Consider the following 23,993-nt stretch of genomic DNA (forward strand, 5'->3'; position numbering starts at 1 on the left):
GCACGCCGCCCGGGCTGAATGATCCTCGCGCAGCCGCTGATCGGCGTAGTGGCCGCGAGTGACCGAGCCATTACCGTTCGGAGGTGACGGCGCACCCGGCAGGGAGGACCCAGCGTGCGTGAGATCGGCGAAATCGTCCGCACGATGCCGAAAGTCGAACTGCACGTGCACCTGGAAGGCACCCTGGAACCGGAGCTGAAGCTGCGGCTGGCCGAGCGCAACGGCATCCCGTTCCCGTTCGAAACCGTCGAGCAGGTGCGCGCCGGCTACCGGTTCCACGACCTGCCCTCGTTCCTGACCGGCTACTACGAGGGCATGGACGTGCTGCGCACCGAGGCGGACTTCTACGACCTGACCGCCGCGTACCTGCGGCGCGCGGCGGGCGAAGGGGTCCGGTACGCGGAGGTCTTCTTCGACCCGCAGGCGCACACCGCCCGCGGAATCCCGTTCGGCACCGTGCTGCGCGGCATCCGCCGCGCGCAGCTCGACGCCGCGCGCCGCCACGACCTGCACGCGCAGCTGGTGATGTGCTTCCTGCGCGATCACGAGCCCGGCTACGCGATGGCGACGCTGCTGGAATCGTTGCCGTACAAGGAATGGATCGTCGGCGTGGGGCTGGACTCCGACGAGCGCGGGAACCCGCCGCGCAAGTTCGCCGAGGTGTTCCGGCGGGCGCGGCAGGAGGGCTACCTGCTCACCGCGCACTGCGACATCGACCAGCAGGACTCGGTCGAGCACATCCGGCAGTGCCTGCACGAGATCGGAGTGGACCGCATCGACCACGGCAGCAACGTCCTGGAATCCCCGGAACTGGTCGCCGAGGCGCAGCGGCGCGGCACCGGGTTCACCACCTGCCCGGTGTCGAACAGCTGGGTGAACGGCGGCGGGACGAAGGCCGACGAGATCGGGCGGATGCTGGCCGCGGAGCTCGCGGTGACGGTGAACTCGGACGATCCGGCGTACTTCGGCGCCTACCTCACCGACAACCTGCTGGCGCTGCACGCCGAACTCGAACTCGCCCCCGCCGACCTGGTCCGGCTGCAGCTCAACGCCGTGCGGGCGAGCTGGGCGCCGCTGTCGATCAAGGACCGGCTCACCACCGCTCTGCGCGCCGAGTACTGACCCGCGCGAGCGTCGGAGTGAACGACTCCTCGGATATCCGTTGCGGCGAACGATCTCCGCGCGATCCCGGCTGATCGAGTGGCGTGCCCGCGGTTCCGAGGCGAGCGCGGCGAATCACGGAACCGGCACCGCCCGGTGCACCGCGATCGCGGTGACCGTGCGGCGGCAGACCTTGCCGGTGGGGGCCAGCGGCAACTCCGGGAGCACCACCAACGCTTCCGGCAGCTTCCGCCGCTCCAGCCCCCGGGCCTGCAGGAACGCGGTGAGCGCGGGCAGCTGCAGTTCGGCCGAGCCTGCGGCGAGGCTCACGCACGCGCACAACCGTTCACCCAGGTCGTCGTCCGGCACGGCGACGCAGGCGACGTCGACGATCGCCGGGTGCGCGCGGATCTCCAGCTCCACCTCGGCCGGGCTGATGTTGTGGCCGCCGCGGACCACGACCTGCTTGAGCCGGCCCAGCACGTGCAGCCTGCCCTGCCCGTCGAGCACGCCCCGGTCGCCGCTGCGCACCCACCCGTCGCGGGTGCGGTAGCGGGCGTCGAGGTCGGGTGCGGCGACGTAGCTCAGCGGGGTCATCGGCCCGCGCGCGCAGATCTCACCCGGCTCGCCCGGCGGCAGCGGGCGACCGTCCGGGGCGATGATCCGCAGCTGCGCGACCGCCGGATCGGGCAGGCCCGCGCTGCCGTCGAGGCCGGTGCGCGCGGTGTGGCAGTTGATGCCGTCCGAGGAGCCGTAGACGCTGATCACGCGGGCTCGCAGGCGTCGCGCGCACGCGTCGGCGGTGACTTCCGAAAGCGGCGCCGAGCTGGAAACGACGGTGCGCAGGCACGTGTTGTCCTCGTCCGGGCCCGGCGGGTGCTCGGCCAGGCGGCGCAGCATGGTCGGTACGCCGAACAAGTGCGTCGGGCGGTGCTCGCGCACCAGCCGCAGCGCGGCCACCGGGTCGAAGCGCTCCATGAGCACCAGCGTCGAGCCGAGCGCTGCGATGCTCACGTGCGTCGCGCAGGAACCGTACGAGGAGGACAGCGGCATCATCATCAACGCGCGGACCGGGTCGGAGCCGTCGTGCAGCGCCCGGACGTAGTTGGCGCGGCCACCGGCCATCGCGTCGTGCGAGTAGGCGATCATCTTCGGTTCGGCTTCGGACCCGGAGGTGACCAGGATCCGGACCGGTGCCTCGGGATCGATCGCGGGCGGTTGCCAGGCACCGGCGGGTGCGGTGTCCAGCGACCTCGGGCCGTCCTCGCCGGCGCCGAAGGTCCGCACCACCCGCAGGTCCGGCAGGCAGGTGGTTCCGTCGGCGTCCGAAGTGGACCCGAACACGGCCGCTGCGGCGCGGGATTTCCCGAGCAGTGCCGCGGTGTCGCGGATTCCGCGGCCCGCGGGGTAGGGCAGCGCCACCGCGCCGATCGCGGCGACCGCCAGTTCGGTCACCACTGCGCGCCAGCCGTTGGGCAGCCGGATGCCGACGATGTCGCGGTCCCGCACGCCCGCGGCCGTCAGCGCCGAGGCGATGCGGCGCACTTCCCGGTCCAGCGCGGCGTAGTCGAGGGTGCGCTCGTCGTCGATGACCGCTTCGCGCCGCGGGTGTGCGTCGACCCGCGCGCGGAACAGCGTGTAGAGGTCGCGGCCGGGGCAGTGGCCGTCGCGGACCCACCGGCGGCGTGCTTCGGACGGTACGAGGTCGCGGATCTCCGTGCCGCTGCGCGATGTCCAGGTCACGAGAACTCCCAGGGGGTGCGGACGTAGGTGTGGCCGTCGTGGCCGAGCGCGTGGCGGAATCGTGGATCGGCCGCGAGTTCCGCGAGATCCGTGCACACCGGCGCCACGGGCGGACCTGCATCGGCGCAGCGGGAAACCAGCGCTTCCGTCGGCATCTCCCGCCGGTCCGCGAAGTCCGAGGTGGATCCTTCGGGGAGCACGGAGAAACCATCTCGGGTCCGATGCAGACGACGATCGGTGCGGTGCCGCGGCACGACTCCGGCCGCGGACAGCAGCGAAGTGTCCACTCTGGACCCTGAGCCGGTGCGCAGCCGCCGCAGCAGTGCGGCCAGCACTCCCTGCGCGCACACCAGGCCACCCAGCACGTCGGTCAGCGTCATCAATGACGGCGCCGCCGGTTTCGAGATCGCGGCGGCCAGGCCGCTGTGGGCTTGCACCAGGAAATCCGTGCCGAGCGGTGGATCCGTGCCCATCGCCGAGCCCCATCCGGAGGCCCACGCGTAGACGAGCCCGGGGCTGCTGCTCGCGAGGTCTTGCGCATCGAGCCCGAGCTGCGCTGCTTTTCCGGGAGCCCAGTTGTGCAAGAACACGTCCGCCTCCGCGACGAGCTCGCGCAGCCCGCGGCATCCGCCCGGAGTCTTCAGGTCCAGTTCGACCACGCGCTTTCCGGCGTTCAACGCCAAGTACCGGGCGGATCGATCGCGCACCATCGGCGGAACCCCGCGCATCGGATCGCCGCCCGGTGGCTCGATGCGCACCACGTCCGCGCCCAGCATCCGCAGCACGTGCCCGGCGGCCGGTCCCTGCACCCGGCGGGTCGACTCGACCACCACGATCCCGTCGAGCGGCAAGGCACCGGGAGGTGGCAACCGATGAGGCTGCGATCCCGGCAGGTGGGTGAGCGTGCAGGCAGGCAGATCCATCGGGCCGGTGGGTTCGTCGCGGACCGGGAGCACGCTGATCCCCGTTTTCTCGGCAGCCGTGCGGATTTCGGCGTGCGTGGCGGCACCCACGGCATCGTGCAGTGCCGCGGGAAGGCCGCAGGTGGCGGTGGCGAAGCGTTGCTGGAACGGCCACCAGCCTCGGGCGATCGCGGAGTCCGCGGCACCGAGTGCGCGCCAGAACCGCTGCCAGGCCTCGGCGTTGAGCGTCTCCACCTCGATTCGCACACCGTCCGCTGTCGTGAACGGAGGGCGCAGACCGGCCCGAACCTCCTCGGGCGGGTCGTCTGCCGTGGCGGCGGCCAGGTATTGCTGCACGCTCAGCAGCGCCGCTTGCGCGACGGAAGTGCGCACCGAGTTCACCCGAGCGCCGCGTGCTCGGGCGATCGTGGCGGCCAGAACTCCTTGTGCGGCAAGGACTCCGGCCACGGTCGAAGCGTAGTCGACCGCCAGCGGCACCGGGCGTCCCGCAGCACGGCCATGTACGTGCATGATCCCGCAGGCGGCTTGCACCGATGCTTCGTCGTGCAACGGCAGTTGAACCGGGCCGGACCAATCCACCACGCATTCCACGTCCGGATCGGACAGTCCGAGTGCGTCCAGCTGTCCCGCCGCCACGACCGACGCGACGTCGGGAGCCGTCGGCGGCGCGCTCATGCGTGCACCTTCCGCCCGTGCACCGAGTACAGCACGCTGGACGATGCCCGGAAGTCCGGCGCACGCACCAGATCCCGCAGCTCGTCGAGCTCGTTCTCGGACATTCCTGCCGCGAGCAGCCCGTCGCGCAGCTGCCTGGTGTGGTTCGCCAGCAGCTCCAGGTCGGCGGAACCCGGTCGGCGGACCTGGACGTACGGCTGCGGGTCGATGCCGACCAAACCGGCTTCCCGCATCGCCGCCGCGATCCGCCGCCCGCACTTCGGGTCCACACCGGACGAACGCATCACGAATTCCTTGGCGGCGAGGAACTTCTCGTACAGCCGCGCGGCGGGCTCGTCCGGGGCCAGCAGCAGCGGCTCGTACGAGGTGTCGAACTCGTCGACCTGCAACCAGCCGCCCGGTTTCAACGTGCGCACCAGCTTGTTCAGCACCTGCTGCCGCTTCGGCAGGTGGCGCAGCACCAAGCGGGCCACGATCAGATCGAAACCGGCCTCCGGCAACGGATCCACGGCCACGTCATGGGTCGCGACGCGCAGCCCCGGGCGCGATTCGAGCGGGCCAGGGCGGATGTCGGTGGCCAGCACCGTCCCGGTCGGAGCGACGCGCTCGGCCAGCCACAGCGCGATACTGCCGCCGCCGCAGCCCACGTCCAGGCAGTCCCAACCGTCGGTGACACCGGTCGAGGCGAGGCGGTCCGAGGTCATCGGGTCGTGCGCCCGCGCCAGCAGCCGATTCTGCTCGGTGCGGTGCTGTTCGCCGAAGACGTAGGACTCCGAGATCGTCATCGCTAGGTCCACCTGCCCGAACCGGCCGTGTCGGTGCTGCCGGTGAGCTGTTCGAGCAGTTCCAGCCTGCGCACCTTGCCGGTGCCGGTGCGCGGAACGCGGTCCCAGGTCAACGCGACCGGCTCCTGCATCGGCGGCAGGCCACGGGTCGCACGCCGCCACGCGGCGCCGGAAAGCCGTCCGTCCACGGTGACCACCACGGGAAGCGGCGGTGCGTCGGGCCTGCCGAGCACGACGCACTCCTGCGCGACCGGTAGCCGGTCCTCCAGCACGTCTTCGGTTTCCAGGCAGCTCAGCTCCGGAACCCGGTCGACCTCCCGATCCAGCAGCAGCACGGACCCGGTGCGGGTGCGCATCCCGATGTCGCCGGTGTTCCACCAGTCGCCGTGCCGCTTCGCGGCCCAGCGCCCGGATTCCCCCGCGTAGTCCTGGCAGCGGGCTGCGGTGCGCGCCAGCACGAGGCCGGGCCGCCCGCGCCGCACCGGCTCGAAGGTGTCCGGGTCGACAACACGCAGCCGCGTCTTGAACGGAACCGGTCTGCCCACGTCCCGGGTCTTGCCGCAGCCCGGGGAATCGTGCAGCGAACGGCGGGTGTGGAACCGGAACGTCAACGGTCCCGTCTCCGTCTGCCCCCACCCCTGCATCCACACCGGACCACGTCGCGCGGTCGCACCGAGGTAGGCGCGGATGGTCGGCGGGTGCACCGCGTCGTAGGTGCTGATGAACAACCGTGTCCTGCGGAACGGGTTGTCCAATCGGTCGGTCAGCGGGCGGAAGCGGACGTAGGTCGAGGGCAGCGCCTCGACGATGGTCGGCGGATGCGCGCGCAGCAGCGGGTCCGCGCGGTCCGGGTCCTGGTCGCCGAGCACCACGAGCTCGCGCGGCGCCATGCTCATCACCACCCCGGTCCAGCAGAACGTGCGCCCGTGGGCGAAGGAATTGGCGTTGAGCACCGTGTCGTCCCGGCCCACACCGATCTTCGGCAGCGGCATGGCCTCGAACCGCGCCAATTCACCGACGATCGTGCGGGCGGAATGCACCACCAGCTTCGGTACTCCGGTCGTCCCGGAGGTGTGGTTGATGACCAGCGGTGCGTCCCCGTCGCGGCGGCGCGGCGCGGGGGCGTCCTGGCCGTGCAGTTCGGACAAGCTCGCCGTTCCCGGAACCGCCGCGCCCGGATCGTCCCCGTCCAGCACGACGGTGCTGCGGGCGAACGCGACCAAGTCCGTGCCCTGCGCACCGGCGGCCCCGAGCACCGCGGAAGTGCTCACCAGCACCGCCGGTTCGAGCCGTTTGAGCAGCAACTCCACCGAATCCGGCGGCAGCTGCGCGGAAAGCTGCGCGGGAACGGCACCCAGCCGGATCGCCGCGCAGGCCAGCAGGTCGTAGTCCCAGTGGTTCTCCTTGACGATCGCCACCCGATCGCCGCGGCCCGCCCCGGCGGCCGCCAGCCAGCCCGCGGCCTGCCGCACCAGGACGGCCAGGTCCGGGGCTTCGTAGCAGGTACCGCCCTGCGGTGCGATGTCGAACGGGCGGTCCAGGTGCACCCGCGGTGAGTCGCGCCGGTCCGCGCACTCGTCGAAGAGAACACCCATGTCGTGCGGTTTCAACGCCAGTTCCTTTCCGGGAGTGCGGGATGGATCGCGGTCAGGCTCGTTGCGGCGCAACGGTTTGCGGCCGGCCGCGCAGGCGGCTCAAGGTGCGGGAGGCGGCGAGCGCACCGGCGCGCACCGCCCCTTCGGACGCCGGACGTTGCATCACCCAGTCCCCGGCGTAATCGACGGAACGGAGCGGGCGTGCCATGAACCGCGGCCGCCGGTGCAGCGCCGCCGGAGCGGCCTCCGGCAGGCCGTGCCGGTACCGGTGCACGAAGTTGCGCCGGTTCGCGGCGGGCAGCTCGGGCAGGTAGCGCGCGGCCGCGTGCGTCAGCCGCGCCACGACGACGTCGTCGGGAGCGTCCACAAGGGAGTGCGTGAGGTCGGCGGCGGGCATCAGCGTCAGCAGGCCCTTGCCCGCCGGTGCCCGTCCCGGATGCTTCTGGTGGTCGAAGAGGATCGCGGACAGCACGTCCTCCTCGACCTCCGGAGTCAGCAGCGCGTACGCACGCGCGCCCGCGGGCGCCAGCGGCCGGTCCAGCAGGCAGCTCACCTTCAGCGCGGGCCGGAACGTGCAGGCCGAGAGGTAGGCAGACTCGTCCTCCGGCGGGTTCGCGTGCAGCATCGCCGCCACCGGCGCGGGTACGCACAGCAGCACCGAGCGCGCCGTCACGGTGTCCGATGTGGTCAGCAGGGTGGCCGATGCGCGCTCCGCGACGACCTCGTGCACCGCGCAGCCGGTCGCCACGTCCAGGTCGGCCGCCAGCAGGCGCGCCAAGGTGTCCATGCCGTCGCGGTACGTTCGCCAGCTCGACGCGTCGCCGACCGCGAGCAGGAGTCCGATCAGGACAGCCGCCGCGGAGCGCTCCGTGTTCCAGCCGAAGAACGTGCCCGCGACCGGTTGCAGCAGGTAGTCGTGCAGGTCCCGGTGGTAGCGGCGGGCGAACTCGGCGACGGTCGTGCCGCGCAGCGGGGAACGCTCCGGGTGGTCGGTGTCGAACCAAGCGCGGCGCCGCCGCGCCCACAGCTGGAACCGGGCCAGATCCAGCCGAGCCCGCGGCGTCAGACCGGCACCGGTGAGCATGCCGCGCGGTTCGGCGACTCCCGGCCGCGCCAGCCCATCGCGCCACACCGCAACCGGGCCGCCGAGGACCGGGACGTCGTCGAGCCGCACGCCCATCCGCTCCAGCAACCGCCACGTCGCGCGGTATCCGTGCGGCGATATCTGCTCCGCGCCGGTGTCCACCGTGTACCCATCCTGCCGGAACGAGGTGGTGCGACCGCCGACTTGCGGCTCCGACTCGAAAACCCGGACCGCGAGCCCGGCCCGGCGCAGCTCGGTGGCCGCGGCCAGCCCGGCCAATCCCGCGCCGACGACCGCGACGTCCAGATCCGTGCTCATACCGACCCAGCCAGCAGGTTCGCCAGCACCAGCAGCGCCACGCTGGTGCGGTGCACCGAGAATCCGAGCTTGCGGGCGCGCATCGTCTCGCCGCGCCGGAAACCCAGGTGGAACTGACGAGCCCGCAGCGCCGTGGCGGGCAGCATCAGCAGCACGAACCACCCCGGCGCGGCTCCGGTGGCCGAGGCGACCGCGCCGATCAGGAACTCGCCCAGCGAAAGCGCGCCGATGAACGCCACGTTGCCGCGCACCGAGGTCAGCGCGGCCACCGTCCACCGGCCCACGCCCCGGTCGCCATCGACGTCGTTGGTGTTGGAGTACACGCCGAACATCAGCACGCCCATGCCGAACAGCACGGCCTGCGCGCAGAGGAACCCGGAGAACCGGCCGGTCGCCAGCGCGTGCGGCGCCAGCACCAGCACCGCGCCCAGCGCCACCAGGAACGCCTCCTGGAAACCGCGGTAGCTGAGCTTGAGACCGTAGGAGTACTGCAGCGCGAACACCCAAGTCACCGCGATCATCGCGACCGTCCACATCGGAGTGTGCGGGGACACCGCGATCGCAGCGGTCCACAGCAGACCCCCGGCCACGGCGGTGAGCCAGCCGAACCGCAACGCCTCCGGCACCGTCAACGTGCCCGCGACCAGCGGCTTGCGCAGCTTCTTGCGCAGCGGATCGTCCGGCCCGTAGTTGACCAGGTCGCTGCCGTCGCGGAAGCCGGTCACGTCGTCGAACGCGACCAGCGCGACGACCGTGCCGACCTCGCCGAGCAGGAACAGCAGCAGCATCGGCAGCGTCCCCGGCGCCGCGGGCGCCATCAGCACGGCCGAAGCAGCCACCAGGATGCTCAGGTAGTAGTCGTAGATGTCCAGGTTGCCCAGCCGGGTGTAGCTGCGCGCCTTGCTCTCCGGCCGGGTGGCGCGCGTTCCGGCGGACACGGTGGGCAGCGTCATGATTCGGCGATCTCCTGGTGGGCGGCGAACTCGCGTACCGCGTCGGCGACGCGGGCCACGTCGGTGTCGGACAGGTGCGGGTGGATCGGCAGCGCCAGGATCCGGGCGCTGGCGCGTTCGGCGTTCGGCCAGCTCTGCTCCGCAGCGGCGTACGGAGCGAACGCGACCTGACGCGGCAGCGGCAGCGGGTAGTACACGTGCGAGCCGATGCCGCGCGCGGCCAAGTGCTCGCGCAGCCCGTCCCGGTCGTCGGCTTGCAGGCAGTACACGTAGTAGCAGCGGCCGTTGCGTCCGGGCGGCGGTGCCACGACGCCCCGGTCGGCCAGCGCGGCGAACCGCTCGGTGTAGTGCTCGGCGATCTCGGCGCGGCGGCGCAGGCGGTCGGCGAAACCGGCGTGCCGGTGCAGCTGGAACGCCGCCTGGATCTCGTCGAACCGGCTGTTGGTGCCGATCTCCGCGTAGACGAAGCGCTCCCGCTGCCCGTGGTTGCGCAGCAGCCGCACGCGCCTGCCCAGCTCGGCATCGCGGGTGACGACCGCACCTCCCTCACCCGGCATCCCGAACGATTTGACCTGCACGAACGAGAAAACTCCCGCGTCGCCCCAGAGTCCGGCGGGCACGCCGTCGAGCACCGCGCCCTGCGCCACCGCGGAATCCTCCAGCAGCCGCACGCCCCACTTGTCGGCCAGCTCGGCGAACCGGGGCATGTCCGCCATCACGGAGAACATGTGCGCGGGCATGATCGCCTTGGTGCGGTGGTTGATCAGCGGCTCCACGGCGTCCGGGTCGGCCACCATGGTCCGCGGGTCGACGTCCGCGAACACCGGCATCGCTCCCACCGAGACCACGGAGGACGCCAGCGGCGCGCAGCCGAACGCCGGCACCACCACCTCATCGCCGGGGCCGACGTCCATCGCCCGCAGGACCAGCCCGAGCGCGGCGGTTCCGTTGCCGCAGGCGACCACATCGGACGCACCCAGCGATTCCCGCAGCAATTCCTCGAACGCGGCGGTGTGCTCGCCGAGGATGAACTTCTGCTCCGGCGCGCGCCCGATCTCGCGCAGCAGGTCGAGCAGCACCTTGCGGTCCGCTTCGAACAGATCGAGCGGGAAGAACGGCAGATCCCGGTTCATCGCGCGCTCCTCGCTGTGCAGAACTCGCTAACCGCAGCGCACACCCGGTCCAGTTCCCGGATGGACAGATCCGGGTAGAGCGGAAGGGCGAGCGCGCGTTCCGCCGCGGCTTCGGCGCGGGGAAAATCACCGGGCCGGTGGCCGAGTTCGCGGAAACAGGGCTGCAGGTGCAGCGGAACCGGGTAGTAGGTTTCGGTGCCGATTCCGCGTTCGGTCAGGTGCGCGATCAAATCGTCCCGGCCTTCCACTTCGATCAGGTAGACGTAGAAAACCGCGCCGGAACCCGGTCCGGAGTCGACGACCCGGGGCAGGGCGACGATTCCCGGCAGTCCGGAAAGCCTTTCCCGGTAAGCCGCCGCCAGCCGGGCGCGGCGCGCGATGTCGTCGTCCAGCCGGTTCAGCTTCGCCAGCAGCACCGCGGCCTGGATGTCGTCCATCTTGCTGTTGGTGCCGACCAGCGCGGTCTCGGTGGAGATGCCGGGGAAGTTGTCCACGGTGCGGCCGAACCGGCCGTGGTGGCGCAGCCCGGACACCAGCTCGGCCACCCGGGCGTCGTCGGTGAGCACCGCCCCCGCGTCGCCCAGCGCGCCCAGCGTCTTGGTGGGGAAGAACGACAGCACTCCGCCGAGCCCGTGCAGTCCGGCGTGCACGCCGACCTGGCGCATCCCGATCGCTTCGGCGCTGTCCTCCAGCACCGTGAGGCCGTGCCGCGCGGCGGCGCGGGACAGCGCGCTCATCTGCGCCATCTGGCAGAACAGGTGCGCGGGCAGCACGAATCGCGTGTGCGGACCGGCAACGCGGTCCACTTCGGACGGATCGAGCGCGTAGGTCACCGGGTCGATGTCGGCGAACACGGGGCGCCCCCCGGCCAGCACCACCGAGGTGGCGGTGGACACGAACGAATAGGCGGGCACCACGACCTCGTCACCGGGCTGGAGCCCGGCGGCGCGCAGCAGCAGCACGAGCGCGTCGGTGCCGCTGTTGACGGCGACGGCGAAGCGGGCGCCGGTGTAGTCGGCCAGCCGGCGCTCCAGCTCGGCCACCTGCCTGCCGTGCGAGAACTTGCCGTTGTCGAAGACCTCCTCGACCCGCGCGCTGATCTGCGGCCACAGCCGGTCGAAGGTACGGGCCTGGGTGAAGAAGGGAATCGGCGCGGGACCGGCCGGGGCCGGTAATTCCTCCCGCGCCCCTGCGGAATCCGCGCCGCGGGACACGATGACCACGCTCCTGTGGACTGGGCTCCTGTGGACTGGCGTCGCTCGAACCGTGCGGTTTTCGATCCCTTCGGTTTCGAGCTGCGCGTTTCGAGCTGGGGTTTTTCGAGCTGGGGTTTCCAGGGTTTCCGATCCCCGTCCGTTCCGGTGTCGGGTATAGGAGTCATTTGCGCCCGCGGGTCATTCCGGCGGCGGACTCAGGCGGAGATCTTCGGCCGGAGAACCTAGCCGAACGCGCCGATCGGCCGAAAGAACATCCGCCGTTTCCGAGCATCTTTCACTCTTTCCGGTGATCGTCTGCGCGAAGTGCTCCCACCCCGCCCATGGATCCGGAAACGGCAATCCGCTAGTGTCCCCCGCGGCCGCGCACCGAACGGTGCGCTCGCAGGGAAAAGCCATTCCGTGCGGCCATTCCTGCTTGCGTCCACAACGGACGAAAACGGTTCCGAAAAGGACGGAGCACCGATGCTGCACACACTCGTGGCCGGACTCGGCCGCGCGGGAGCCGGACTGCACCTGCGGGTGCTGGCCAAGGCCCGCGCGGCGGCAGGCGAGCTGTTCCAGCCCGGCCCGGTGCTGGCCTGCGACCCCATGGAGCACGCGTGCACCGAGCAGCGCGGGGTCACGGTGGTCGACTCGGTGCGCACCGCCGCCGGGCTCGCCGACCCGAGCCGGACCGCGGTGCACGTCTGCACCCCGCCGGTGCGCAGGCCGGAGCTGCTGCGCGAGCTGGCCGGACTCGGCTACCGGCGGATCATCGTCGAGAAGCCGCTGGCCGCCGACTCGGACGAGTACGCCCAGATCGCCTCGTTGCGCGAGCGGTACGGGCTGAACCTGGCCGTGGTGGCGCACTGGCTCGAGTCCGCGCTGACCACGCGGCTGGCCCGGCTGCTGGCCGGTAGCGGCCGCGGCCGGCTGCGATCGATCCGATTCGCCCAGCACAAACCCAGGTTCCACCGGTCGCTGGTGACCTCCGGGCATCCGACCGCGTTCGACGTGGAACTGCCGCACTCGCTCGGGGTGGTGCTGCGGCTGGCCGGACCCGCCGGACTCGTTGCCGCCGAGTGCTCCGACATGCGGTGCGGGCACGTGGTCGCGCCGCGGATGGGCGCGGCGGCGATGACCCTGCGCCACGACAGCGGAGTGCTCAGCGAGCTGCGTTCGGACCTGACCGCGCCCGTGCGGGAACGCAGCATCACGCTGGAGTTCGAGCACGGCCGGGTCACCGGGCACTACCCGCTCAGCGATGACGACGACCACGCGCAGCTGGTCGTGGACGGGGCCGAGCCCGAGGTCTTCCCGGACGACGCGCTGACAGCGTTCATGCTCCGCGCCTACCGCGACTTCGCCGCCGGGCGCACCGCCGAGCACTTCGGACTGCACGGGGACGTCGTGCGGCTGATGACCGCGGCGAAGCGGTGCGGCCTGCCGACCGGAGCCGAGGGGACCGGAGCAGAGGGGAGTCGTGCACATGCCGGGTGACCACCTGCTGGCAGGCATCGGTGACGAAGCCGCGGTCGATCTTCCCGGTCAGCTGGCCGCGATCGAGCGCATCGGCTTCGGCGGCATCGAACTGCGCAATGTGGACGGTGCGGCGCTCGGCGACCTCGACGAGCAACGGTTCCGGCGGCTGCGCGCGGCGGTGCGCGATGCCGGGTTGGCGGTGCCGTGCCTGGCTTCCAGGATCGGGAACTGGGCGCGCCCGGTGACCGCGCCGTTCGCCGACGACCTGCGCGAGCTGGAGGTGCTGGCGGCGCGGGCCGCCGAGCTGGGCACCCGCTACGTGCGGATCATGTCCTACCCGAACGACGGGCTGCCGGAAGCGGAGTGGCGAGAGCGCGTGCTGGACCGCGTGGCGCGCTTGGCGCAGCGGGCGGACGAGCTGAATGTGGTGCTGCTGCACGAGAATTGCGCGGGATGGGCCGGTCGCGATGCCGGTCGGATGCTGCGGATGCTGGCCGAGGCGGGTGCCTCGCTGCGGTTGTTGTTCGACACCGGCAACGGGATCGAGCACGGGTACGACGCCTGCGCACTGCTCGGGCAGGTCGTGGCGCACGTGGCGCACGTGCACGTCAAAGACGCTGTCGGCAGTGCGGGCAACGCCACCTACGTGCTGCCGGGGACCGGTTCGGCACGGGTCGCGGACTGCTTGCGCCTGCTGCGGGATTCCGGCTACAGCGGGGCGCTGTCGTTGGAACCGCATCTGTCCGCGCGCCCGCACGACGGAGTGGTCGCGGGGGAGTCCGCCGCGGATCGCTTCGTCGAGGCGGGACGGAGCCTGGAAGGTCTGCTGCGGGACTCGATGCCTTGCGCGGCAACACGAATCGCAGGAAGCAGCGGACGCGCATGACCGGCTTGATCTCGGCGCAGGACCGCGAACTGCTGCTGCGCTTGCTGCGCACGCCCACCGTCAATCCCCTGGAACGCAGCGGCGAACCCTCGGACATCGCCCGAGCCCAACGATTTTATGCCGAATCGGCACGGGAATCGGGTCTCCGGGTGGTGCACCACGCCGCTGCGCCATCGAGCGTGCTCGACGCGCCCGGAGTGCCCCGCACCGTCCGGGAAGCCGCCGCCGACGAGAACTTCCTCGCCGGGCAACCGAACCTCGTGCTGCGGCTCGGCCCGCAGCTTCCGCGGGAGTCCACGGTGATGTTCAACGTGCATCTGGACACGGTCGCCGGTCTTGAGCCGGTGTGCTTCGACGGCGAACGCTTTACCGGCCGCGGGTCCATCGACGCGAAAGGTCCCGCGGTCGCGCTGCTGGCGGGCATCCGCGAGGCAGCCCGCACCGAACCGGCGATCGGCCGCGACCTCGGCGTGCTGGTGCAGGCCGTCGCCGGTGAAGAAGGCGGCGCGATGGGAAGTTTCGGCACCAGGCCGCTGGTCGACGCCGGTTTCCTCGGGCGTCTCAACGTCTTCTGCGAACCGACCGGAATGCGCTACCTGACCCGATCCACCGCCTCGGCCACCGCGATGCTGAGCGTCGACGGTGCGGGCGCCATCGACGACCGTCCCGATGCCGGGCACAACGCGACCGTGCTGCTGGGTTTCCTGGCGCAGCACTTGGCGAAAGAGCTCGACCCGCAGGAGCGGCCCGGGAGGTTGTGCGTCGCGGGACTGCACACCGGCGAGCTGCACAACCGGGTTTACGGAAGCGGTGGGCTGCTGCTGAACCTCTCCTACGAGTCGTCGGACGAAGGCGCGGCGGCCGAACGGGACTTGGAGGACTCGCTGCACCGCGGGCTCTCCGAGTTCACCCGGACCTTCGGCGGTACCAGGGAATTCGCCCGCACCGCCGCCGAGGCCGCATCGATCACCGAGCTCCGATGGCTCAAGCGCGGCTTGCCCGCGCTCCGCGGCGGTCACTCGTGGACGGACGAACTGCTCGAACGCGCGGGCGTTCCCGGCTGGCCCGCCGAAGAGTCCGCGTTCACCTGCGACGCCATCTGGATGGCCGAGCGGCCGGGAACCGGCACCGTCGTGCTCGGACCCGGCTCGCTGGAGACCAACAACGCCCACGCCGAAGGCGAATACGCCGAGCTGGCGCAACTGCAGGACTTCGCAGCCGCCGTCGCGGCGCTGCTGAAAAGCGCCGCGGGAACCGCAGCCGAGCGTCCACTCAGGACCGAAGCACCGGCACAACGCACCGAGAGGCATCCCGCGACGGATGCCGGAAAGGGGACCGCCCGATGACAGCGCTCGCGGAGAACGCCGGGCACCAGGTCGCCGTGGACCACACCGCTCTGCTGGAGCTGGTCACCCGCCTGTTCACCGAACGCGGCGTGCCGCAGGCGCGTGCGGCCACCGCCGCTGCCGCGCTCTGCCACGGCGACCTGTGCGGCTACGAGTCGCACGGCATGTTCAACCTCACCAGGCTCTACCTGCCGCAGCTGGCGGCCGGGCGGATCGACCCGGGCGCCGAACCGCAGGTGCTGACCGACCTCGGCGCGTGCGCGGTGGTCGACTCCCGCCGCGCGCTCGGGCTGTGGGCCGCCGCGGACGCCATGGACTCGGCCGCCGACCGGGCGGACGAGCACGGGATCGGGCTGGTCTCGGTGCGCGGCGGCACGCACTTCGGCTGCGCCGGATTCCACGCGGTGCGCGCCGCCGAACGCGGCATGATCGGCATCGTGGCGAGCAACTGCGGCGAGCAGCGGATCGCGCGCCCGCCGCTGGGGGCGCTGAGCATGCTCGGCACCAACCCGCTCAGCGTCGCCGCGCCCGCACTGGAAGGCCACCCGTTCCTGCTGGACATGAGCACGACCGTGGTTCCGACGGGCAAAGTGCGGGTGGCCGCGGCCAACGCCGAGGAAGTACCGGAAGGTTGGCTGGCCGACGACTCCGGCGCAGCGGTGACCGACCCGGCCGCGTTCGACCGGCGCGAAGCGCACCTGCGCTGGCTCGGCGGCGAGCCGGAAACCGGCGCGCACAAAGGATTCGGGCTCGGACTGGTGGTGGAGCTGCTGTCCGCGGCGTTGTCCGGCGCGGGTCTCGGCCCGGCCCCGGAAGCGCTGGCGGGCGACGGTGGCGCGCACGGCCGCGACGACGACATCGGTTTCTTCGTGCTCGCCATCGCGCCGGGAGTGCTGCGCCCGCACGGGGATTTCGCAGGCGACGCCCGCGGACTGTTCAGCACGCTGGTGGAATGCCCGCCGCTGGGCGACGAACCGGTGCGGTACCCGGGCTGGCACGAAGCGGAACGGGCGCGGCAGCGCAAGATCGCGGGCGTGCCGATCCGCGCCGGGGTGTACCGCGAACTGGTCGAGCTGGGACTGGAAGCGGGGACATGTTGAGCGCGCCGCGGCGCGTCGGCGTGGTCGGACTCGGCACGATGGCGCACTACTACCTGGCCGCGGTGCAACGGTCGCCGCACTGGGAACTCGCCGGCGTCTGCGACGTGCACGCCGCCGTTCTGGGCCCGCACCTCTCGCGCGCGACCGGCTACCTCGACCACCGCGACATGTTCCACGCCGCCGACCTCGACGCCGTGATCGTGACCGCGCCCAACGACACGCACGCGCGCGTGTGCCGGGACGCGCTGCGCGCGGAGTTACCGGTGTGCGTGGAAAAACCGCTCGCGATCACCGTCGCGGAAGGCCGCGAGCTGGCCGGGCTCGCCGAGCGGACCACGCTGTTCACCGCGTTCCACCGCCGCTACAACGACAACGTGCTGCGGCTGCTGGCCGGGGCCGAAGGCCGGATCGAGTCGATGACGGTGCGCTACCTCGAACGCATCGAGGAACACCTCGGCGGCGACACCTGGTACCTGGACCCGGTCCGCTGCGGCGGTGGATGCGTCGCCGACAACGGTCCGAACGCGTTCGACCTGGTGCGGTTGTTCCTCGGTGAGGTATCGGTGCGCGACGCAGCCGTGACCCGCGACGAGCACGGCGTGGACCGGCAGGCCGTGGTGCGGCTGCGCTCGGCCACCGGCGTACCGGCCATCGTGGAACTCGACTGGTCGCACCCGGGGGAGACCAAGGACGTCGAGCTGCGGTTCGCGGACGGCAGCGTGCGGCGGGCGGACATGCTCGCCGGGCACGACGGGTTCAAAGCCTCGCTGTGGCACGAGTACGACGGGATCCTGGCCGACTTCGGCGCGGCCATCGACAACGGTCGCTGCGCAGGCGGAAGCAGCGGCGGCGGTAGCGGCCTCAGCAGGGACGGCCTCAGCAGGGACGGCGGGCTGGCCGCGCTGGAACTGGTCGCCGACACCTACCGGGTGCACGACCGGTCCGCCGGTGAGCATGGAAAGGAGTGCATTCGATGAACCTGGAAGAGGACGGCCCCAAGCGGACGCTGCACGCGACGCTGGTGAAGATCCTGCTGCACCGCCGCGAACAACGCGGCATGTCCCTGGAACCGCACGCCAGCCGGTGCGTGCGCCGCGGCGAACTGCACGAGCTGGTCAGCACCGACCACCGGGACGCCGAGCCGGGCGCCCGCATCGACCGGGTGGGGTTCCTCGGATTCGCCGAGTTCGGGTGCGCGGGCGTGCTGGACCGCGGTGACCGGTTCTGGATCGGCGGCGACCTGGTGGGCACCGTGCTCGGGTTCGACGCCTGCCACTTCCCGAACCACTACAACGTCCTCGTGCGCACGGAGCACGTGGTGACCGGGGCCGATTTGGGGTTGCAGCCGGAAACTCCGCTTTCGTTCACCCAGGGCGTGCCGGCGTGCGCCGGTGAATCACAGCTCGCGAGCCTGGTGTCGTAGCGCGCTGCGCGATAGCGGCGGCGATCCGAAGGAAAAGGCCGGTGACCCCGTGGCGAGGTAGGGGGCACCGGCCTTCTCGCGATCGTCGCCGGCTCAGCCCAACAGCTCGATCTCGGACCGTCCGAAGTGGAAGTCGCGGACCGCGGCGAGCAGCTCGTCCACCGAGAGCTCACCGTTGCCGTTCGCGTCGACCTGGGCGAACGTGCCCGATGCCTGCGACCGGTCCACGCCGACCGCGGTCAGCCAGGAGGCGAACTCCGCTCCGTTGATCTGGCCGTCGGCGTTCTTGTCGCACAGGCCCACGATGCCGCGCACCACCGGCCCGAGGACGCCGTCGAAGGCCGTCTCGCCGTCCTCGAACATCATCTTCTGCGCGACGCGCACGAAGTCGTCCTCGGTCAGCGCGCCGTCGGCGCCGATCCCGGCGTTGTCCGCGAGGTAGCCGAACATGGTGGTGAACGCCGAGCGCATGGCCTGCCCTTCCGGGCTGGTCGGCGACTTGCCGAACGCCTGGGCGATCTTCTCGCCCTCCTTCTCCAGGTCGGCGCGCTCCAAGCTGCCGCTGCCGTCGATGTCCCACTTGGCGAAGCGCTTGCGGAGCCGTTCGGTGGCCAGAGCGGTGCTCATAGCACTCTCCTCTCATTCGGGTACTGTCCACTTGCACCGGAGCCGCGGCTCCGGCCCTCACGCGGGATTTGGGGGGCAAATTCCGCGAAAGCCTCGTTCGTCCGCTGCGGCGCAGCGGTTCACAGCAACGTCACCGCGGCTCCGGCCGCCTTTCCGCGGGTGTCCAGCAGCACGCAGCCGGAAGCGGCGAGTTGCACCAGGTCGTAGCAGCGGTGGTCCTGCATCAGGATCGCCAGGTCGGCCGCCCGCAGCGCGGGATTCAGACCGTCCACTTTGGGCACTTCCGTCCCGTCCACGTGCAGCCGGGAGACGTTGGGGTCGTGGAAGGCCACCGACGTGCCGCGGGCCCGCAACCCGCGCGCGACCGGGTACGCCGGTGACTCGCGGGTGTCGGCCACATCCGGCTTGTAGGCCACGCCGAGCAGCAGCACCCGCGCCTCGGCCAATCGCTTGCCCTGGCCCGCCAGCAGCGCCGCGGCCCGGTCCACCACGTGCTCCGGCATCTGCTCGTTGACCGCCCGGGCCGAGGAGAGCGTGCTGAACGAGAAGCCCTCGTCGCGCGCTTTGCTCTCCAGGTACCTCGGGTCGACCGGGATGCAGTGCCCGCCCACCCCGGGGCCGGGCTGGAACGGCGCGAAGCCGAACGGTTTGGTGGACGCGCAGTGCAGCACGTCCCACACGTCGATGCCCACCCGGTCGCAGAACAGCGCCACCTCGTTGACCAGCGCGATGTTCACGTACCGATAGCTGTTCTCCAGCAGCTTGGCCATCTCCGCCTCGCGGGTGCCGCGGGAGACCACCAGGGAATCGACGAACCGCCCGTAGAACGCCACGCCGTGCTTGGCGCACAACGGGGTGCACCCGCTGACCACCTTGGGCGTGTTGATCATGCTGAAGCGCGCGTTGCCCGGGTCGATCCGCTCCGGCGAGTACACCAGGTGGAAGTCGTCCCCGGCGCGCAATCCGCTGCGGTGCTCCAGGATCGGGCGCACCACTTCCTCCGTGGTGCCCGGGTAGCTCGTCGACTCCAGCACCACCAGCGTCCCCGGCCGCAACCGCCCGGCCACCGTGCGCGCGGCCGCGCGCACCGCGGTCAGATCCGGTTCACCTGATGCGGACAGCCCCGTGGGCACGCACAGCACGATCGTGTCGGCGGCGGCGAGCACCGACGGAGCCGTGGTGGCCGTGAAGCCCGCCGCGACCATGTCGGCGACCACGGAATCGGGCACGTCGCCCACGTGCGAGCGTCCGGCGTTGAGACCGTCCGCCACCTCCGCGGAGACGTCCAGCCCGATGGTGCGCACACCCGCCTCGCAGGCTCGCGCGGCCAGCGGGAGTCCCACGTAGCCGAGTCCCACGACCACCAGATCGACCGGCGTCCCAGCGTCACGTCCGTCCGGAGCAGACGGAGGTGTCATGCGGAGAAGCTGCCGCTGCCGGGCGCGACGTGCGAACCGTGACCGGGTTGCACGGTCAGGCTCGGCGTCAGGCAGAACGGGTCGCCGTAGATCTGCACCGGCTCGTTCGTCTGGTTGGTCAGCACGTGCGCGGCCGGCGGCAGCTTGTGGCAGCCCGCCGGGTCGTCGTAGGTGCTCAGCTTCTGGACCTCGGTTTCGAAAACGGTGACTTGGCCGGTGGCTGCGCCGGCCGCTCCGGCGGGCAGCGCGGTCAGCGCGGCGGCGAGCAGGACCGGGGCGGATCGGGAAAGGCGCATGTGGAACTCCTCGTCTTCGGTTTCTTCGATCGAAACTGGTCGCGCGGCGTCCGGCGGCGTCAGTCGCGGAGCACCGGGGACGGCGCGCCTGCCCCGGCCGGGGGCGCAGGGACACCGGTGGCCGAGGTGGATTCGGCGACTCGCGCGGCGGGCCGGTGGCGGCAAGACCGCGCACCGGAGGACGGCGACCCGGCGGGCACCCGGTCGCCGGGCCGGGCCGCCGCCGCTGCGCGCCCCGCTGTCCGCGGGCACGCCCTCGTCCGCGCCGGGTGCAGCGGCCAAGCGCTGCGGCAGGCGCGGACGAAGCCATCGGACGGTCCGGTGATCCGCACCGCGCGGCCGTGTGAGTGCACCGGAATGTGCTTTCGCATCGCGATCCGCACGCTGATCTTCCCCCTCGACGCGCAAATTTTCGGCGAATGGCCGAAGACGTCCGTCGTGCTTTCGGCGTCCGGCGTTGCGCCGACCGTAGCAGCGGGGGAAAGTGCTCAAGAGTGGTTTTCTGGACCGTCTACTTTGGTCATTTGAGTATTCTGACCAGGCGTTCTCGGAACCGTATTACGCTTTCCGGGTAATGCGTCCGCCGAGCCGGTGCGGAACCGGCAGATGGCAAGATCACTCCATGTGGTGAATCTTGGTTCCGAGTTCGGGTGAACCCTCCTTCTCCGATCGCGGAGCGGGTACGGTCGCCGAGGGCCGGACCGGGGCTCGGCGGGCTCGGCGGGCGGCCCCTGCACGCGAAGTCGGAACGGAAATCCCCTTGATTCCCCAGCTTTCCGGCGACCGGAACGCTCGCGGCGTTCGTCGCCGGGCGCAACTTGCTGCGCGCTCGCCGGAAAGCGGCCGACGTGACCGTCCTGTCCTGGCGAAACGTTCGCAGTCGGGTGCGGCGGGGCCGCCGGTGCCGGTTCGCCCAGCGTTGAAGTGAGAAAGGCCAGTTCCATGATGAATGCCGTCATCAGCGACCGACTCAAGGCGCGCTTCGACCGGTGGGACGTCGCCGGCAAAGGGGTGTTGCGGCGCTCGGACTTCGAGCACGAGGCGGATCGGATCGTGCGCGCATTCGGCCGGGGCAGCACCTCGCCGGCCGCCCGGGATCTGCGCAACGCGTTGTGCTGGATGTTCGACGTGGTGGCCGGGGAATCGGGGGCCAGACCGGACGGATCCGTGAACGAGCAACAGTTTCGCAGGGTTTGCGAAGACCTCATCTTCGAGCAGGGCGAAGCCGCGTTCAACCGGATGCTCACGCCGGTGCTGACGGCGGTCATCGGATTGTGCGCGAAGAAGGACGAAGGCCGGATCGACCGCGCCGAATTCGCGAAGTGGTTGTCCGCGCACGGAATGAGCGTGGCCGACGGCGGCGTCGCCTTCGACAAGATCGACCACTACGGCCGCGGTGAGCTGTCGCTGAACCAGATGCTGCAAGCGGTGCGCGACTACCACTACGGCCGGCTGGACATCGAACTCATATCCGGCCGCCCGCGCAGTTTCCCGGCAGGCGGCGCTAGCCGTTCCGGAGTCCATCGAAAGCGATCTTCGTGACGGCCTCGGCGAGCTCCTCGGCGGACAGGCCGGTGCCCGGCCGGTACCACTCGATGACGGAGTTGACCATGCCGAACAGCAACCGGGTGGTCAGCGCCGGATCGAGGTCCGGGCGGATCGCGCCCTCCTGCTCGGCGGCCGCGACCAGGTCGCTGAGGAACCCGTCGATCTCGCGGCGCCGCGCCAGCGCCTGCCGCTCCACCTCGCTGTTGCCGCGCACCCGCAGCAGCACCGTCACGAACGGCTGCTCGTCCACCAGCACCCGCACGCTGCGCCGCAGCACGTGCCGCAGCCGGTCCAGCGCCGGACCGCGTTGCGCCGCGGGCTCGTCGGCCACCGCGAGCAGCGCGTCCAGCGCCCGGTCGACCGTCAGCCGCAGCAGTTCTTCCTTGCCGGAGACGTGGTGGTAGATCGCGGACTTGGTGATGCCGAGGCGGTTCGCCAGCAACTCCATGCTGGTGCCGTCGTAGCCGCGCTCGTGGAACACCGCGGCCGCGGTGCGCAGCACCGAGTCCAGGTCGTACCCGGGGCGGCCGCGGTTGCCGTTCGTGCGGGCCGGCATCACCCCTCCCGGTGATCGAGGACGCGCCGGAGCTTGCCGACCGAGCGTTCCAGCGTGTCCGGGGCGACCACGGCGATCTCGGCGCTGATGCCGACCGCGTCCTTGACCGCCTTGGTCAGCAGCTCCGGAGCCGCGGCCCGCTGCTGCGGGGTGATGTCCTCGTCGGCTTCGACGCGGATCGTCATGTGGTCCATCCGGCCCTTGCGGGTCAAGGTGATCTGGAAGTGCGGGGACAGGCCGTCCGCGCGCAGCACCAGTTCCTCGATCTGGGTGGGGAAGACGTTCACCCCGCGCAGGATGATCAGATCGTCGCTGCGGCCGGTGATCTTCTCCATCCGCCGCAGGTTCGGGCGGGCGGTGCCGGGCAGCAGCCTGGTGAGGTCGCGGGTGCGGTACCGGATGACCGGCAGCGCCTCCTTGGTCAGCGTGGTGAACAGCAGCTCACCGCGCTCGCCCGCGGGCAGCGGATCGCCGAGGACCGGGTCCACCACCTCCGGGTAGAAGTGGTCCTCCCAGATGTGCAGGCCGTCTTTGGTCTCGGCGCATTCGGCGGCGACGCCGGGCCCCATCACCTCGGACAGGCCGTAGATGTCGACCGCGTCGATGTCCACCGCCTGCTCGATCTCGCGGCGCATGTCCTCGGTCCACGGTTCGGCGCCGAAGATGCCGATCTTCAGCGAGGTCTCCCGCGGGTCGATGCCCTGGCGGTGGAATTCGTCGATCAGCGTGAGCATGTAGGAAGGGGTGACCATGATGATCTCGGGCTGGAAGTCCCGGATGATCTGGACCTGCCGGGCGGTCATGCCACCGGATGCGGGCACGACCGCGCAACCGAGCCGTTCCGCGCCGTAGTGCGCGCCGAGCCCGCCGGTGAACAACCCGTACCCGTAGGAAACGTGCACCAGGTGCCCGGGTCGTCCGCCCGCGGCCCGGATGGAGCGGGCCACCGCATCCGCCCACACGTCCAGGTCGCCGCCGGTGTAGCCGACGACGGTGGGCCGCCCGGTGGTACCGCTGGAGGCGTGCACCCGGCGCAGCTGCTCGCGCGGCACCGCGCACATGCCGAACGGGTAGTTCTCGCGCAGGTCGGCTTTGCTGGTGGTGGGGAACTTCGCGAGGTCGGCGAGGCTGCGGCAGTCGTCCGGGTGCACTCCGGCGGCGTCGAATTTGGCGCGGTAGAAGGGAACGTTGCGGTAGGCGTGCTGCAGCGTCCACTTGAGACGTTCGAGTTGCAGGGCGGCGAGCTCGTCGGCGCCGAGCCGCTCGGCGGGGTCGAGCTCACCGGGATCCGGCGCGGAGCCGAAACGTCCGGACGACACCGTTGTCGTGCGAGTCATGCCGTGTGTCCCTTCCCGCGAAGTCCCGTCATTGCTGCGGAACGCCGTCATTCCTTCAGAGTCCGGCTGTGGCCCCGGAACTCGGCGATCACCGGATCGCCGGGAGCGGGTCCGCGGCGCACCGTGATGTCGTAGATCCCGCTGCGCCCGAACCGGGTGCGCTCGGCCGCCTCGGCGTGCAGCACGTCGCCCTCGTAGGCGGCGGCGACGAAGGTGATCTCCGCGCTCGCGGCCACGGTCACCGGCCCGTGGCTGTTGCAGGCGCAGGCGAACGCGGTGTCGGCCAGCAGGAACACGTAGCCGCCGTGGGCCATGCCGTGCCCGTTGACCATGGCCGGGGTGACGGTCATGCGCACCGCGGCGTGCCCGTCGGCGGCCGTCAGCGCCTCGATGCCGAGGGTCTTGCTCGCGTTGTCGTCGTCCAGCATCGCGCGGGTCGCGCTAGCCACCTGCTCGGCCGGATCCACG

Annotated in this window: 22 protein-coding genes; 8 read left to right on the top strand and 14 right to left on the bottom strand. The window is 71.2% G+C overall.

What is annotated here, in order from left to right:
* Positions 1 to 114: 114 nt before the first annotated feature.
* Entirely contained in the window at positions 115 to 1,122 is a 1,008-nt protein-coding gene (gene add, locus INP57_RS20740; protein ID WP_295139695.1) for an adenosine deaminase, read from the top strand.
* A 114-nt stretch (positions 1,123 to 1,236) separates the two neighbouring features.
* Here add and INP57_RS20745 read toward each other — a convergent pair whose 3' ends face one another.
* The 8 genes from INP57_RS20745 to INP57_RS20775 are packed head-to-tail and all read right to left on the bottom strand — an operon-like array spanning position 1,237 to position 11,533.
* Positions 1,237 to 2,844, bottom strand: a complete 1,608-nt coding sequence (locus INP57_RS20745) for a class I adenylate-forming enzyme family protein (protein ID WP_307850192.1) — start codon at positions 2,842 to 2,844, stop codon at positions 1,237 to 1,239.
* Positions 2,841 to 4,442 (bottom strand): CoA transferase, encoded by a 1,602-nt coding sequence (locus INP57_RS29750; RefSeq protein ID WP_233627972.1) that lies wholly within the window; start codon positions 4,440 to 4,442, stop codon positions 2,841 to 2,843. The genes INP57_RS20745 and INP57_RS29750 overlap by 4 nt, the downstream gene beginning before the upstream one ends.
* Positions 4,439 to 5,227, bottom strand: a complete 789-nt coding sequence (locus INP57_RS20750) for a methyltransferase (protein ID WP_200071955.1) — start codon at positions 5,225 to 5,227, stop codon at positions 4,439 to 4,441. Before INP57_RS20750 ends, INP57_RS29750 begins: the two co-directional genes overlap by 4 nt.
* A gap of 2 nt (positions 5,228 to 5,229) precedes the next feature.
* Positions 5,230 to 6,822 (bottom strand): class I adenylate-forming enzyme family protein, encoded by a 1,593-nt coding sequence (locus INP57_RS20755; protein ID WP_200072136.1) that lies wholly within the window; start codon positions 6,820 to 6,822, stop codon positions 5,230 to 5,232.
* 52 nt (positions 6,823 to 6,874) lie between these two features.
* Positions 6,875 to 8,224, bottom strand: a complete 1,350-nt coding sequence (locus INP57_RS20760; RefSeq protein WP_200071956.1) for an FAD-dependent oxidoreductase — start codon at positions 8,222 to 8,224, stop codon at positions 6,875 to 6,877.
* On the bottom strand, positions 8,221 to 9,177 hold the full coding sequence (locus tag INP57_RS20765; RefSeq protein WP_200071957.1) for a UbiA family prenyltransferase: 957 nt from the start codon (positions 9,175 to 9,177) through the stop codon (positions 8,221 to 8,223). The genes INP57_RS20760 and INP57_RS20765 overlap by 4 nt, the downstream gene beginning before the upstream one ends.
* Positions 9,174 to 10,310: a DegT/DnrJ/EryC1/StrS family aminotransferase gene (locus tag INP57_RS20770; protein ID WP_200071958.1), complete on the bottom strand. Its 1,137-nt coding sequence runs from the start codon at positions 10,308 to 10,310 to the stop codon at positions 9,174 to 9,176. The genes INP57_RS20765 and INP57_RS20770 overlap by 4 nt, the downstream gene beginning before the upstream one ends.
* Positions 10,307 to 11,533, bottom strand: coding sequence for a DegT/DnrJ/EryC1/StrS family aminotransferase (locus INP57_RS20775; protein WP_374220960.1), 1,227 nt, complete (start codon positions 11,531 to 11,533; stop codon positions 10,307 to 10,309). The genes INP57_RS20770 and INP57_RS20775 overlap by 4 nt, the downstream gene beginning before the upstream one ends.
* A gap of 456 nt (positions 11,534 to 11,989) precedes the next feature.
* Between INP57_RS20775 and INP57_RS20780 the strand changes: the two genes are divergently transcribed.
* From INP57_RS20780 to INP57_RS20805, 6 genes are read left to right on the top strand one after another with little or no spacing between them, the layout of a single operon-like run.
* A complete protein-coding gene (locus INP57_RS20780) occupies positions 11,990 to 13,006 on the top strand; it encodes a Gfo/Idh/MocA family oxidoreductase (protein ID WP_200071959.1) in 1,017 nt (338 codons plus the stop codon).
* Positions 12,996 to 13,874, top strand: coding sequence for a sugar phosphate isomerase/epimerase family protein (locus INP57_RS20785; protein ID WP_200071960.1), 879 nt, complete (start codon positions 12,996 to 12,998; stop codon positions 13,872 to 13,874). Before INP57_RS20780 ends, INP57_RS20785 begins: the two co-directional genes overlap by 11 nt.
* On the top strand, positions 13,871 to 15,220 hold the full coding sequence (locus INP57_RS20790) for a M20/M25/M40 family metallo-hydrolase (RefSeq protein WP_200071961.1): 1,350 nt from the start codon (positions 13,871 to 13,873) through the stop codon (positions 15,218 to 15,220). Before INP57_RS20785 ends, INP57_RS20790 begins: the two co-directional genes overlap by 4 nt.
* Positions 15,217 to 16,320, top strand: a complete 1,104-nt coding sequence (locus tag INP57_RS20795; protein ID WP_200071962.1) for an Ldh family oxidoreductase — start codon at positions 15,217 to 15,219, stop codon at positions 16,318 to 16,320. Before INP57_RS20790 ends, INP57_RS20795 begins: the two co-directional genes overlap by 4 nt.
* The gene (locus INP57_RS20800; RefSeq protein WP_200071963.1) at positions 16,314 to 17,297 is read left to right on the top strand and encodes a Gfo/Idh/MocA family protein; all 984 of its coding nucleotides are present in this window, start codon (positions 16,314 to 16,316) and stop codon (positions 17,295 to 17,297) included. The genes INP57_RS20795 and INP57_RS20800 overlap by 7 nt, the downstream gene beginning before the upstream one ends.
* Positions 17,294 to 17,743, top strand: coding sequence for a DUF6917 domain-containing protein (locus tag INP57_RS20805; RefSeq protein ID WP_200071964.1), 450 nt, complete (start codon positions 17,294 to 17,296; stop codon positions 17,741 to 17,743). Before INP57_RS20800 ends, INP57_RS20805 begins: the two co-directional genes overlap by 4 nt.
* A gap of 93 nt (positions 17,744 to 17,836) precedes the next feature.
* On the opposite strand, the gene INP57_RS20810 is transcribed toward INP57_RS20805, so the two are convergent.
* From INP57_RS20810 to INP57_RS20820, 3 genes are all read right to left on the bottom strand, one after another.
* Positions 17,837 to 18,370, bottom strand: a complete 534-nt coding sequence (locus tag INP57_RS20810; RefSeq protein ID WP_200071965.1) for an EF-hand domain-containing protein — start codon at positions 18,368 to 18,370, stop codon at positions 17,837 to 17,839.
* Positions 18,371 to 18,489: 119 nt separating this feature from the next.
* On the bottom strand, positions 18,490 to 19,788 hold the full coding sequence (locus INP57_RS20815; RefSeq protein WP_200071966.1) for a nucleotide sugar dehydrogenase: 1,299 nt from the start codon (positions 19,786 to 19,788) through the stop codon (positions 18,490 to 18,492).
* Positions 19,785 to 20,084 carry a hypothetical protein gene (locus INP57_RS20820; RefSeq protein WP_200071967.1) on the bottom strand — a complete coding sequence of 100 codons (300 nt, stop codon included), beginning with the start codon at positions 20,082 to 20,084 and terminating at the stop codon, positions 19,785 to 19,787. Before INP57_RS20820 ends, INP57_RS20815 begins: the two co-directional genes overlap by 4 nt.
* Positions 20,085 to 21,026: 942 nt before the next feature.
* Between INP57_RS20820 and INP57_RS20825 the strand changes: the two genes are divergently transcribed.
* Positions 21,027 to 21,626, top strand: coding sequence for an EF-hand domain-containing protein (locus tag INP57_RS20825; RefSeq protein ID WP_200071968.1), 600 nt, complete (start codon positions 21,027 to 21,029; stop codon positions 21,624 to 21,626).
* Here the strand turns inward: INP57_RS20825 and INP57_RS20830 are convergent.
* The 3 genes from INP57_RS20830 to paaI are packed head-to-tail and all read right to left on the bottom strand — an operon-like array spanning position 21,589 to position 23,953.
* Positions 21,589 to 22,188, bottom strand: a complete 600-nt coding sequence (locus INP57_RS20830) for a TetR/AcrR family transcriptional regulator (RefSeq protein ID WP_200071969.1) — start codon at positions 22,186 to 22,188, stop codon at positions 21,589 to 21,591. The genes INP57_RS20825 and INP57_RS20830 overlap by 38 nt on opposite strands.
* Entirely contained in the window at positions 22,188 to 23,525 is a 1,338-nt protein-coding gene (gene paaK, locus INP57_RS20835; protein ID WP_200071970.1) for a phenylacetate--CoA ligase PaaK, read from the bottom strand. The genes INP57_RS20830 and paaK overlap by 1 nt, the downstream gene beginning before the upstream one ends.
* A gap of 47 nt (positions 23,526 to 23,572) precedes the next feature.
* Positions 23,573 to 23,953 carry a hydroxyphenylacetyl-CoA thioesterase PaaI gene (gene paaI / locus INP57_RS20840; RefSeq protein WP_200072138.1) on the bottom strand — a complete coding sequence of 127 codons (381 nt, stop codon included), beginning with the start codon at positions 23,951 to 23,953 and terminating at the stop codon, positions 23,573 to 23,575.
* Positions 23,954 to 23,993: the final 40 nt, after the last annotated feature.

The organism is Saccharopolyspora galaxeae (assembly GCF_016526145.1).
Lineage (GTDB): Bacteria > Actinomycetota > Actinomycetes > Mycobacteriales > Pseudonocardiaceae > Saccharopolyspora_C > Saccharopolyspora_C galaxeae.

What these genes read in the sequence shown, in the direction of transcription:
- INP57_RS29750 (WP_233627972.1), bottom strand. Translation starts at nt 4,442, where the DNA reads ATGAGCGCGCCGCCGACGGCTCCCGACGTCGCGTCGGTCGTGGCGGCG.
- INP57_RS20750 (WP_200071955.1), bottom strand. Translation starts at nt 5,227, where the DNA reads ATGACGATCTCGGAGTCCTACGTCTTCGGCGAACAGCACCGCACCGAG.
- INP57_RS20755 (WP_200072136.1), bottom strand. Translation starts at nt 6,822, where the DNA reads ATGGGTGTTCTCTTCGACGAGTGCGCGGACCGGCGCGACTCACCGCGG.
- INP57_RS20760 (WP_200071956.1), bottom strand. Translation starts at nt 8,224, where the DNA reads ATGAGCACGGATCTGGACGTCGCGGTCGTCGGCGCGGGATTGGCCGGG.
- INP57_RS20765 (WP_200071957.1), bottom strand. Translation starts at nt 9,177, where the DNA reads ATGACGCTGCCCACCGTGTCCGCCGGAACGCGCGCCACCCGGCCGGAG.
- INP57_RS20770 (WP_200071958.1), bottom strand. Translation starts at nt 10,310, where the DNA reads ATGAACCGGGATCTGCCGTTCTTCCCGCTCGATCTGTTCGAAGCGGAC.
- INP57_RS20780 (WP_200071959.1), top strand. Translation starts at nt 11,990, where the DNA reads ATGCTGCACACACTCGTGGCCGGACTCGGCCGCGCGGGAGCCGGACTG.
- INP57_RS20785 (WP_200071960.1), top strand. Translation starts at nt 12,996, where the DNA reads ATGCCGGGTGACCACCTGCTGGCAGGCATCGGTGACGAAGCCGCGGTC.
- INP57_RS20790 (WP_200071961.1), top strand. Translation starts at nt 13,871, where the DNA reads ATGACCGGCTTGATCTCGGCGCAGGACCGCGAACTGCTGCTGCGCTTG.
- INP57_RS20795 (WP_200071962.1), top strand. Translation starts at nt 15,217, where the DNA reads ATGACAGCGCTCGCGGAGAACGCCGGGCACCAGGTCGCCGTGGACCAC.
- INP57_RS20800 (WP_200071963.1), top strand. Translation starts at nt 16,314, where the DNA reads ATGTTGAGCGCGCCGCGGCGCGTCGGCGTGGTCGGACTCGGCACGATG.
- INP57_RS20805 (WP_200071964.1), top strand. Translation starts at nt 17,294, where the DNA reads ATGAACCTGGAAGAGGACGGCCCCAAGCGGACGCTGCACGCGACGCTG.
- INP57_RS20810 (WP_200071965.1), bottom strand. Translation starts at nt 18,370, where the DNA reads ATGAGCACCGCTCTGGCCACCGAACGGCTCCGCAAGCGCTTCGCCAAG.
- INP57_RS20815 (WP_200071966.1), bottom strand. Translation starts at nt 19,788, where the DNA reads ATGACACCTCCGTCTGCTCCGGACGGACGTGACGCTGGGACGCCGGTC.
- INP57_RS20820 (WP_200071967.1), bottom strand. Translation starts at nt 20,084, where the DNA reads ATGCGCCTTTCCCGATCCGCCCCGGTCCTGCTCGCCGCCGCGCTGACC.
- INP57_RS20825 (WP_200071968.1), top strand. Translation starts at nt 21,027, where the DNA reads ATGATGAATGCCGTCATCAGCGACCGACTCAAGGCGCGCTTCGACCGG.
- INP57_RS20830 (WP_200071969.1), bottom strand. Translation starts at nt 22,188, where the DNA reads ATGCCGGCCCGCACGAACGGCAACCGCGGCCGCCCCGGGTACGACCTG.
- paaK (WP_200071970.1), bottom strand. Translation starts at nt 23,525, where the DNA reads ATGACTCGCACGACAACGGTGTCGTCCGGACGTTTCGGCTCCGCGCCG.
- paaI (WP_200072138.1), bottom strand. Translation starts at nt 23,953, where the DNA reads ATGCTGGACGACGACAACGCGAGCAAGACCCTCGGCATCGAGGCGCTG.